This is a genomic window from Desulfosarcina cetonica JCM 12296 (genome assembly GCF_001311845.1).
Lineage (GTDB): Bacteria > Desulfobacterota > Desulfobacteria > Desulfobacterales > Desulfosarcinaceae > Desulfosarcina > Desulfosarcina cetonica.
Window position 1 is genome coordinate 1 of sequence record NZ_BBCC01000205.1, and the last position, 10,761, is coordinate 10,761.

At 60.2% G+C, this 10,761-nt stretch carries 11 protein-coding genes and 2 pseudogenes; 3 read left to right on the top strand and 10 right to left on the bottom strand.

All coding sequences use genetic code 11. The features are described 5' to 3' along the window. Positions 1-39: 39 nt before the first annotated feature. The 3 genes and pseudogenes from JCM12296_RS46040 to JCM12296_RS46050 form a co-directional block, all read left to right on the top strand. Positions 40-1,360: pseudogene (locus JCM12296_RS46040) on the top strand (ABC transporter ATP-binding protein); the annotation flags it as partial. Between the two features lie 519 nt (positions 1,361-1,879). Next, complete coding sequence (locus tag JCM12296_RS46045; RefSeq protein WP_246805037.1) at positions 1,880-2,515, top strand: MFS transporter; 636 nt, start codon at positions 1,880-1,882, stop codon at positions 2,513-2,515. Next, on the top strand, positions 2,512-3,183 hold the full coding sequence (locus tag JCM12296_RS46050) for an MFS transporter (protein WP_246805039.1): 672 nt from the start codon (positions 2,512-2,514) through the stop codon (positions 3,181-3,183). Before JCM12296_RS46045 ends, JCM12296_RS46050 begins: the two co-directional genes overlap by 4 nt. 2 nt (positions 3,184-3,185) lie before the next feature. Here the strand turns inward: JCM12296_RS46050 and JCM12296_RS46055 are convergent, their stop codons facing one another. The 10 genes and pseudogenes from JCM12296_RS46055 to JCM12296_RS46075 form a co-directional block, all read right to left on the bottom strand. Continuing rightward, entirely contained in the window at positions 3,186-3,719 is a 534-nt protein-coding gene (locus JCM12296_RS46055; protein WP_246805028.1) for a flotillin domain-containing protein, read from the bottom strand. Then, positions 3,637-4,968, bottom strand: a complete 1,332-nt coding sequence (locus tag JCM12296_RS28675; protein ID WP_246805030.1) for an SPFH domain-containing protein — start codon at positions 4,966-4,968, stop codon at positions 3,637-3,639. Before JCM12296_RS28675 ends, JCM12296_RS46055 begins: the two co-directional genes overlap by 83 nt. Positions 4,969-4,994: 26 nt before the next feature. Continuing rightward, positions 4,995-5,357 (bottom strand): OB-fold-containig protein, encoded by a 363-nt coding sequence (locus tag JCM12296_RS46060; protein ID WP_422699186.1) that lies wholly within the window; start codon positions 5,355-5,357, stop codon positions 4,995-4,997. Between the two features lie 21 nt (positions 5,358-5,378). Beyond that, a pseudogene (locus tag JCM12296_RS46065) lies at positions 5,379-5,716 on the bottom strand (YqiJ family protein); the annotation flags it as partial. Next, a complete protein-coding gene (locus JCM12296_RS28685) occupies positions 5,717-6,412 on the bottom strand; it encodes a PspA/IM30 family protein (RefSeq protein ID WP_054700219.1) in 696 nt (231 codons plus the stop codon). A 2-nt stretch (positions 6,413-6,414) separates the two neighbouring features. Beyond that, positions 6,415-6,927 carry a hypothetical protein gene (locus JCM12296_RS28690; protein WP_054700221.1) on the bottom strand — a complete coding sequence of 171 codons (513 nt, stop codon included), beginning with the start codon at positions 6,925-6,927 and terminating at the stop codon, positions 6,415-6,417. 382 nt (positions 6,928-7,309) lie between these two features. After that, positions 7,310-8,467, bottom strand: a complete 1,158-nt coding sequence (locus JCM12296_RS28695) for a hypothetical protein (RefSeq protein WP_157067978.1) — start codon at positions 8,465-8,467, stop codon at positions 7,310-7,312. A gap of 3 nt (positions 8,468-8,470) precedes the next feature. Then, positions 8,471-8,839 (bottom strand): hypothetical protein, encoded by a 369-nt coding sequence (locus tag JCM12296_RS28700; protein WP_054700224.1) that lies wholly within the window; start codon positions 8,837-8,839, stop codon positions 8,471-8,473. 429 nt (positions 8,840-9,268) lie between these two features. Next, on the bottom strand, positions 9,269-9,925 hold the full coding sequence (locus JCM12296_RS46070) for a class I SAM-dependent methyltransferase (RefSeq protein WP_246805034.1): 657 nt from the start codon (positions 9,923-9,925) through the stop codon (positions 9,269-9,271). After that, on the bottom strand, positions 9,835-10,359 hold the full coding sequence (locus JCM12296_RS46075) for a hypothetical protein (RefSeq protein WP_246805036.1): 525 nt from the start codon (positions 10,357-10,359) through the stop codon (positions 9,835-9,837). Before JCM12296_RS46075 ends, JCM12296_RS46070 begins: the two co-directional genes overlap by 91 nt. Positions 10,360-10,761 lie beyond the last annotated feature (402 nt).

Sequence of the window (10,761 nt, forward strand, 5' to 3'; positions counted from 1 at the left end):
GCTGCGGGAACCGCCATGGCCCTGGCCGGTCCCTATCTGATGGGGGCGGCCGTCGACGCCCTGGTCGGCCGGAACCTGCCCAAACTGCTGCGCATGGCGCTGTTCATGCTGGGCGCCTATGCGCTTGCCTCGATCGCCCAACTGGTTCAGGGCGTCCTGATCACCGGCATCTCCCAAAAGGCCATGCGCACCCTGCGCGCCGAGCTCTTCGCCCACATCCAGACCCTGCCCCTCAGTTTCTTCGACACCGGCAACCAGGGAGACCTGATGAGCCGGCTGACCAATGACATGGATGCCATCAGCAGGTCCTGACCAACAACGCCGCCCAATTGTTCACCGGGCTTTTGACCGTTGCCGGCATCCTGGCGATCATTTTTCTGCTCAGTCCCTGGCTGGCCCTGGGGTCGATGTTGGCCTTCGTGCTGATGCTCGGGCTGGTCGGTACGGTGGGACGTCGGACGCGGTCGGTCTTCCGCGAATACCAAAAGCGCCTGGGAGCACTCAACGCCGTGCTCGAAGAGACCTACAGCGGCCAACGGGTGGTCCTGGCTTTCGGTCAGGAGCAGCGGGTGCTGACGGATTTCGACCAAGCCAATGCGGCGGTGCGCGCGACCGGCGTGAAAGCCATGACCCTGGCGCTTCTGGTGATGCCCATGATGGGCATCCTCTCCAACCTCAACGTGGCCATCATCTGCGGGCTGGGCGGCTGGCTGGCGATTCACGGCCGGGTGACCATCGGAACCATCGCGGCCTTCATCACCTATTCGCGCCGCTTCGCCGAACCCTTGCGCCAACTGGGCAACCTGTACAATCAGGTCCAGGCGGCCCTAGCCGGGGCCGAGCGCATCTTCGACCTGCTGGACACCCACCCCGACCGGCTCGATCCGGCCGACGCCGTCCAATTGCCCCGGGTCCGGGGAGAGGTGCGTTTCGAGGGAGTCACCTTTGCCTATGTGCCCGGCACCCCCGTGCTGAACGATGTTTCCATCCATGCCCGTCCCGGCCAACGGATCGCCCTGGTCGGCCATACCGGGGCGGGAAAAACCACCCTGGTCAATCTGCTGTCGCGGTTCTACGATCCGATGGGGGCACGATCCGCATCGATGGCATCGACATCCGATCGGTCAATCGGGACAGCCTACGCAGCCAACTCGGGGTAGTCCTGCAGCAAGCGTTCCTTTTCAGCGAATCGGTGATGGCCAACATCCGTTACGGCCGGCTCGACGCCAGTGACGCCGAGGTCATGCGGGCCGCCGAGCTGGCCCACGCGGACGGCTTCATCCGCCGCCTGCCAAGCGGCTACGACACGATTCTCGCCGAACGGGGTGCCAATCTCTCCGAGGGCCAACGTCAGCTGGTGACCATCGCCCGGGCCATTTTGGCCGATCCGGCCATCCTGATCCTCGACGAAGCCACCAGCTCGGTGGACACCCGCACCGAACTGGCCTTGCAGCAGGCCCTGCAGCAACTCATGGCCGGCCGTACCAGTTTCGTCATCGCCCACCGCCTGTCGACCATCATCCATGCCGACCGGATCGTCGTCATCGACCAGGGACGGGTCGTCGAACAGGGTACCCACGCCGAGCTGCTGGATCGCCAGGGCGTCTACCACCGCATTTATCACAGCCAGTATCGCGGGGATCAGATTCCAAGATTGCAAGCATCGTTAACTGAATTCCCCTTACCCCGGCCATCAACCCCGCATGAAACTGACCCAAAGATCGACATCACCGACGAAAAGCACCGTCCGCCCTCGGCGAGTTCCCTGTCAACGCGCAACCATCGATCGGAAGCGCCCATGTCCACCCCTGAAAAGCAATCCACCCTCGAACGATCGGCCGTTTTCGTGTCCACCCTCACCTCGTTCATGGGACCGTTCATGATCTCTTCGGTCAATGTCGCCCTGCCGGCCATCCAGCAGGACCTGGGCATGAACGCCATCCAGTTGAGCTGGGTGGCCACGGCTTATCTTCTGGCCATGGCCGTCGGCCTGGTCCCGGCAGGCAAGATCGCCGATATTCACGGCCGCAAGAAGATCTTCAGCGCCGGCCTGTTGATCTACACCGCAGGATCAACCATCGCCGGTTTTGCCGGCTCGACGGCCGGGTTCATCGCTCTGCGGGTGTTCCAGGGGTTGGGTGCGGGCATGTTCGTGACCACCGGCATGGCCATCCTGACATCGGTTTTCCCACCGCAAAAAAGGGGCCGGGCCATTGGCCTGTATGTCGCGGCAGTTTATGTGGGACTTTCGGTGGGGCCTTTTCTGGGGGGTTTTCTCACCGAGCAGTTGGGCTGGCGCAGCATTTTTTGGGTGATGCTGCCGCTGGGGGCCGGCTCTATTCTGGTGACGCACATGTTTCTTAAAGGCGAATGGAAGGATGAACGCAGCCATCACCTGGACATCGTCGGTTGTCTGATCTATGCCGTAGCGATCCTGGCGTTGGTGTACGGGGCATCGCTGCTGCCCGCGCGAACGGGCGGGATCCTGGCTTCAGCCGGCATTCTGGGTTGGTGATCTTCTTCTGGCAGCAGAAACGCAGCGCCGATCCGGTTTTCGAGGTATCCTTGTTCCTGAAGAACAAGACCTTCACCTTCTCCAGCCTGGCAGCCCTGCTCAACTACTCCGCCACCTTCGCCCTGACTTTCATGATGAGCCTTTACCTGCAGTATATCAAGGGCATGACGCCCCAGGCCGCCGGCACGATCCTCATGGCCCAGCCGGTGGTCATGGCAATCTTCTCGCCAATGGCCGGACGGCTTTCGGACCGCATCCAACCGCGCATTCTGGCCAGCTGGGGAATGGCCCTGACCGTGGCCGGCATGGTGGTCTTCTCCCGGCTGCACACGGCGTCCACCATCAACGGTATCGTCGCCAACCTCGTGCTGCTCGGCTTCGGATTCGCCCTTTTCTCCTCACCGAACATGAGCGCCATCATGGGTGCCGTGGAGCGGAAGGATTACGGCATCGCCTCGGGTACCGTGGCGACCATGCGCCTGATGGGTCAGATGACCAGCATGGCCATGGCCACCGTGGTGCTGAGCCTGCTGATCGGTCAGCGGGCCATCGCCCCCGACACCTACGGCCAATTTCTATCCAGTGTCCGCGTGGTGTTCACGATTTCAGCCGGGCTGTGCGCCATCGGCATTTTCTTCTCCATGTTCCGGGGGCGACTGCGCCGGTAGAACTACTCGTCTTCGGGTGTCGCTGTTTCCTTGGGTGCGGGCGGAACGTCGGCGGTCTGTTGCAAGGCCTGGGTAAGGCCGTTGATATCGCCGGCCTTGAGACCGATTTCGCTCATCAGCATATCCACCAGGGGGGCCTGCCCGCGGTAACGCAGGGCGCTGTTGACCACCTGGTCGGCCAGGTTCGTACCGCTTGCGGATGACGGCTCGGCCCCATCGCCCTTGCCGCCAAACCCATCCAACTGGAAAATTTTGATTCCGTCGATATGCTCGATGGGCTTGACGCTTTCGCGGATGATGGCGGGCAGATACTTGATCAAGGCAAGGCGCACCTGCATGGCGACCTGCTCACCGGACAGGGTGTTGTCCGCCTCGTTGATGGCCCGCTTGCCGGCGGCTTCGACGGCATACCGTTTTTCGGCGGCCTCGGCATGCAGGACCTCCGAATCGGCTTCACCCTGGGCCTGGATGCGGACCTTTTCGGCGGCCGCGTTGGCCATGGTGCGCACGGCTTCGGCCTTGTCCAGGGCCGACATCTTTTCGGCCTCGGCGGCCACCCGGATCTTGATCGCCTCGCGTTCGGCGGCCTGGGAAGCCTCGACCAGTTCCACGGCCTTGGCGCGTTCGGCTTTCTGGGTTTCGCGCACCGTTACCACGGCTTCCTCTTCCCTGACGGCCGTCGAGCGGGCACGGTCGGCTCGGCCTGGGCCTCGGATTGGGCCTTGGATTTCTCGGCAATGGCGATGGCGCGATCCTGCTCGGCCAGTTCGATGGTCTTGCGGCGCTCGATCTCGGCGGTTTCAACGGATTTCTCCCTGGCGATATCCCGCTCCTTGAGCTGCCGATCCTTTTCGATGCGGCCTTCCTCGACGGCCCGATCGGCTTCGATGTTAGCCATGTCGACCTGCTGCTTGGCCTCGATTTCGGCTTGCTGGGCTCCCTGGTCTTTTCGGCCTGCTCGCGCTTGATTTCCGCCGCCTGGGCCGCCCGCCGGATTTCCACCTCGCGCTCCTGCTCCAGACGCGCGTACTCCTGCTCCCTGGAGATGTCGTACTTCTTGCGCTGGGCCTCGAGGTTCTTGTTGGCGATGGCTACCTCGGTATCCTGCTCGATGTCGTTACGCTTCTTGCGGCGCTCCTCGATGGCCTCGGTGAGTTTGGTGAGGCCTTCGGCATCAAAGGCGTTGTCCGGGTTGAAGTACTCCTTGCCCGTCTGATCCAGTCCGGTCAGGGAGACCGATTCCAGTTCCAAGCCGTTTTTGAGCAGGTCCTCGGAGACCACCTGCTGGACCTTCTGAACGAAATCGACGCGCTGTTCATGCAGCTCTTCCATGGCCATCTCCGCCGCCACGGCGCGCAGGGCGTCGACGAACTTGCCTTCCACCAAAGCCTTGAGCTCATCGGGATTCATGGTCTTGAGGCCCAGGGTCTGGGCGGCGTTGGCAATGGCATCCTGGGTGGGTTTCACGCGCACGTAGAATTCGGCCATGACGTCCACGCGCATGCGGTCACGGGTGATCAGGGCCTGCTGGTTAGCCCGTTGGACCTCCAGCCGCAGGGTGTTCATGTTGACCGGGATGGTGTCGTGCAGCACCGGCAGCACCAGGGCCCCGCCGTTGAGAATCACCTTCTGCCCGCCAAAGCCGGTGCGCACGAAGGAGACCTCCTTGGTGGCGCGGCGGTACAACCGGGCCAGAATCATGCCGATGACGACCATGGCGACCAAAATCACGCCGGCGACGACAAAGATGTTCATCAGGTTGAACATATTGAAAAAATATCCCATGGTGAGGATCTCCTTCTTGTTTGTCCTTATGATGGATGCGGATTGTTGGAATCAGGATTGTCCGTTCGCGCCCCCAACACGGCTGACGGGTTGCGGATGGCCGTGAAGGTGGCCCCCTGTTGGCTGACCAGAAGAACTGCCGTCCCCTGCGGAAACACGTCGTCCTCCTGATCGGGAGCGATCATGACGTAATGGGCCTGGCCGTAATGGTCGATCACCTTGCCCTGGGCCGGACTGCCGGCCCTGGCGTTTCCGGTGGTAATCACGGCCACGCGCCCGATGAAGCTCTGCTCGGTGACTGCTTCGGTCTCATCCTTGGGCATGATGCGGCCCAGAATCCCACCGAAAAAGCGCACCAGGGGCAGCGAGAGAACAAAGGCCCCGCCCATGGCCGGCAGGCGGGGCAGGAAATTTCCGATCGTCCGTACGGCCAGGGACTGAATGCCGAAACCGATCAGGCCGAAGGCAGTCAAAAAATCACCAGCAGCACCAGTACCGGCACCTGGCCGATGCGCAGCCAGCTGAGCATGCGCGTCAGGGGGCTGGCCGTGTGGATGTCGGGGCCATCGATGTCGGTATCCAGATCGACGTCCATGTCCAGGTCGACTTCCGGCATCAACGAATCGAGAATGCCGGAAAGCCCCATGCCCAGGATGGTCGTCACGCCCTCCATCAGCGCGATCAACAGCATGAGGGCCAGGGCGACGGCAAAGGGCAGGTTCTGATTCGCCAGGATGAATGCGATCATTTAGTCGGTTTCCCGTTTGTTTTTGATGGCCGCCAGGCGTTCCTGGATTCTGTTCTTGTGGGCCATGGTTTCGAGCTCCGCCAGCCGGACCGCCGTTTGCCGCTCACCCACGTCGGCACCGGCCGGCAATCCCGTGGCTTTTTCCATGATGCGGTTGAAAGCCGACTCGGCGCTTCTCACCCGGTGATCCACGTCGGCATCGGAAGCCGATGCGGCTGCGACATCACCGGCCTGGCCGGCCACCTTCGCATCGGCGCGGCTCTGCCGGTAGTCGCGCAAAGCCTCCTGCATCTGGCGTTTTTTGGCCAAAAGCGCCTGAACATAGCCTTCGAGTTCTTTTTCCTGGTCGCCGCAGTCCTTGATCGTGGCTTCGAGCACCGGTATCTGGGCTTCGATATCCAGTTGCCGGGCAACCGCCGCCTCGGCCAGGTCCTCGCGACCCTTTTCAAGGGCCAGTTCTATCTTATCGGACAATGCTTCATGATCTTTATTCTCGGCCATGAGCCGGCTGTTGGCCATGTGTTTGGCTGCGATCGTGCGGCCCAGCTCGGCACGCACATCATCGATGGCCGCATCGATTTCACGGATGGCTTCGGCCATCACGGTTTCCGGCGCCGCGCTTTCGATTTGATCGATGATGGAATTGAAACTGCCGCTGATGATCCGGCCGATCCGGCTGATCAAACGCTCTTTCATGGTCATTTCCTTTCGCTGTTTTCTATGATGATCCGACTCAGTTCGAGCACCGGGCCGATCTTGGCTTTCATGATGGCTGGATCATAGCAGGCGCACTGATCGGTAATGGAAAGTTGCAGGACGGCGGTCATGAGCCGGATCAACCGGTCGACCACGCCGCTTTCCAGCTGGCGCAGGTGTTCAACACGGTGCTCGTCATCGGCAGTGGAGAAGGAGGAGATCAGGAAGGCCAGGGCATCGGGTATCCATTCGCTGAATCGACTCATTACCTCGGAATGGACCTGATTTTCAACCTCGGTGTTGCGCATCAACCGCAATACCGGCTGGACCATGTCCTGAACCGCCTGCAGGCTGCCGGCGTAATCCGCCGTATGTTGGGACCGTTGCCTGGCCTCGGCGATGATCGCCCTCAGCTTGTCGCTGGGCGTCTTTGCATCACCCATGGCCAGACCGCTGAGAAACGCCGCATCTTCATCGGAGATGCGGGCGCTGATGGTGACTTGTTTGGAAGGCATAATATGCTCCTTCGGCCGGTTTGGGGGTTAAGTTGAACGGAAAATGCAACTATTTTTGACGGATTCGTAACAAGCCCGATATCGGCGTTACGCTTCATCCTTCGTCACTGCGGAGTACGCTAAGTACGCCTCATTCCTCAGGATTCGCAAGCCTTGATCTCGGGCTTGTTACGAATCCGTCGGAAATGCGACTTTTTACGAGTGCATCATTTTTCATCGATCATTCAACCCAAATTTATGCGATTGAAAACTTTTGTCAACGCATAATTTAATTATGCATGCATTTGTATACATAATGAGAGCGATGGATCAGGGAGCGGCCCTGTGGGACGGCCGATGATGATTAACCGGCAGAAACGTTTGCGCCAGGAAGGATCGACCGCTAAGGATCGATCGCTGCGGGGGTGTCGAAAGGGTTTCCCACCAGCGGCATGCCCGCCATCAGGCAGATCAGGCCGAAGGGCGGATAGCCACCATAACCCAAAACGGGCATGGCGAAGAGATGGAAACGCTGAACAAAGGGGATGCTGTAGGTCCATCGCGCCAGACTGTGGATGTTCCACATCTCCCAAAAGAATCCGCAGATCAAGGCGGCCAGGGCCGGCACCACCAGGGAACGAAAGTCGCCTTGGCAAAGGGGGCGCAATAGGGTGGGCCGACCGCTCAAGGCCTGCAGGGAAAGGGCGATCAATAGCGGCGAAAGCCATACCAGAGCAAAGAGGAAATCCGGATAGATGCCGATCAGGGCCAAACCGACGGCGCTGACCACGAGGGTGAAACAGGCAGTCGCCTTTGTGGTGGGCATCCGGACGGGCCGGCAGCGGGTCAGGCCGGCGTCCAGGGCGGGAAACGTGCCCAGCCATTCGATCATGCTGAGCACGCCGGGCAGCACCGTCGCAAAGGCCAGGCTGGAAAAGTAGCTGTACTCGCCCGGCCCCATGCCCTCGATACCGGTGTAATACCAATTCTGCACAAATCGATTGAGGTATTCAAAGAACCACCAGAATGCTGTGCTGGCCGGAAAGAGGCCCAAAAATCCCAAGGGCTGTCGCGTGATCAAACAGGAGCCTTTACGTTTTTCGGTCCAGGCATTGATGGTCAGGATGAAACCCGCCCAAATGGGCAGAAAGGTGTGTGGCTGGAACAGCCAGAACCAGTCGAATCGCTGCCAGGCCAGAAGCCAGGCGCAGAAACACAGCCCTCCACCGGCCCAGCCCCACCAGGGGAAGCGTCCCTTGGCGGGTTTGGCAAGGCCAACGGGCCGATGCCGGACCCGATGCCGGACGCCGCAGCGGATGGCGACCAACAGCCCCGTCGCCATCAGAAAATCGGCCACGCCAAAAAAGATAAACCATGGCCATGAGAAACCGGCGTGCCGCACGAACCGGGTCACCGGCGGCATTTCCAGGTAAGGCCGCGGATCATGGCCAGCGGCAATGATGCCGATCAGGGGCAATCCCACCAGCATCGTCGCCAGCACCACACCCTGCCCAAGCACCGTCATTGCTGAGGAATCGCGCACATCCATGCGTTTTGACAATTACTACTTAATCCAGGAGATCACCGCCGTCCCGAGAATCAAGGCGATAATGCCCATCAGCCGGTAGCCTTGATCGTTCAGGTTGTCCAGCCAGCGCTGGCTGGTTTCAAACAGTCCGCCGGGGTTGAAGTAGAGCAGAACCCCTTTGAGGATACCGAGACAACCGATCACGCCGATGAATCCGGCGTGCATGGTCGATCCGGCGCCCAACAGCAGAAGCAGCCCCACCACAGCGGCGATCAGCGCCAGCCAGATGCGCGCCAGCCGGTTCAACAGACCTTTGAGATAAGCTTTGGTGTCGTCCGTATAGAGAATGGCAAACGCACCGACGGCAATCCATGCGAAACCCAGCAGATAAACCACGATTTTCATTCCATCAACCTCCTCTCCCATATGGTGTCCCTGTCAAATCACGGGAAAATGCTTATTATCATGGAATGGATCGGACGGGAACCCATCTTGAGACAACGCTTAAAATATGCTAATGGATATTCAACAAACAAAACGGGTAATTCGCTGGAATACGGCAAATGGACAAGATTCCCTACATCATTGTCGACAACCTGAAAATCCCCCCCTTGAGCGATCACCGCGGTCGGGAACGGCGACCCGGGACGAGGCGGGGCCCCAGGAAACACCCTTCGGGATTGTCGACCGGGTGACGCTCTCCCGTGAGGGACTGGAAAAATCCCGCCAGCAACAGGAACTCATGGAAGACGAGCCGCCGGCGCTGGATCATTCTTCGAAAACCAGAACGCCGCTTTTGACCTATTCCCCCAAAATGCCGCGATAGAAATTCCCCTATTTCTTGCAGTAAAAATGAAGATTGAACGGATCGTTGGGGATCGCCTCAACGGTTACCTGCCCGAACCCGGCCTGGGCGAGCATCGTTTCGGCCTGCTGGCGCCCCCACATCATCCCCAAACCGGCGCCACCGTCCACCAGGCCCACCGGCATGCAGTGCATCAGGCTGACCGTATACAAGAACGCCCCCATGGGGTGATCGCGATTGCCATCGATATCGCTGTCGGCGGCGATATCGATCATGGAAAACGCCCCGTCGGCCTTCAGGATTTCATAGATGCCCTGCAGCGCCTCAAGGGGCTGGGTCTGGTCATGGATGGCATCAAAGGCGGTCACATAGTCGAACCGTGCGGATAGATCGTTGGGGTGGCGCAATTCGGCCGCATCGCGTGATTCAAAAACGATGTTGTCCACGCCGGCTTCACGGGCATTGGCCCGGGCCGTTTCCAGGGCCTCGGCGCTGATATCGATACCGGTAAAATGGCTGGCCGGAAAGGCCTGGGCCATCAGAATCGTGGCCACCCCCTGGGCGCACCCCAGGTCGCATACCGCGATTCCCCGCTTCAGGGCCGCCACCAGCCGGCCTTGGTCCACCGACGGCAGAAAGACATCCACCAGTACCTGGCGGTGTTTGGCATCTCCCAGCTGCCCCATGAAATCATGAAAATCGGGATAGCCTCGTAGGGGACGCCTTCGCCGGTGCGAAACCCCTGAAAGATACGCTCCATGGCACAGGTCGTCAGCAAAGGGATCTCCTGGGTGTAAACGCCCAAATTGCCGCTGCCGGCCCGTCGGGCCAACAGATCGCCATGCTCCCTGGGCAGGAAAAAGCAGGGCGTGCCGTCTTCCCCGCGTACCAGGTCGACGATGCCGCCGCACACCATCACCCCCAGCCACTCGGTCACATACCGACCGTTAAGGTTGGCCTGGCGACTGATGGCCTCGGCACTCAAGGGCTTCTCCGCGGCATCCATGACATCGAAAAGCCCGGCCCGATACCCCAGGCCCATGGCCAGGTTGAGGGAACCAAAATTGAGAATATCCACCATCTTGTCGGCAAAGTTTTTTGCATGCGCATCATTTTGCATCGCTACACCTCTTTCACGCACTTCCCTATAATCCAGTTATCAGCTCTTGATGAACTCGTAAAAAGTCGCATTTCCGACGGATTCGTAAAAAGCCCGAGATCAAGGCTTGCGAATCCTTAAGGAATGAGGCGTACTTTTGCGTACGCCGCAGTGACGAAGGATGAAGCGTAACGCCGATATCGGGCTTTTTACGAATCCGTCAGCTCTTCAGGGCGGCATTGTTCCGCATGTGTCGTTACCTTGCGGTTGGTCCGCCGCAAACAATCGGCCCATGGTATCGGGTAACCCGGCAGAGGTCATCGCCACCGCTTGGGTGCCTCCCGGAACCTGCAGCGTCAACAGATGGGCGTGAAGCGCCAGCCGGTTGAACTGGCAGTACCGGGCAAGAAACGCCAAGGCCCG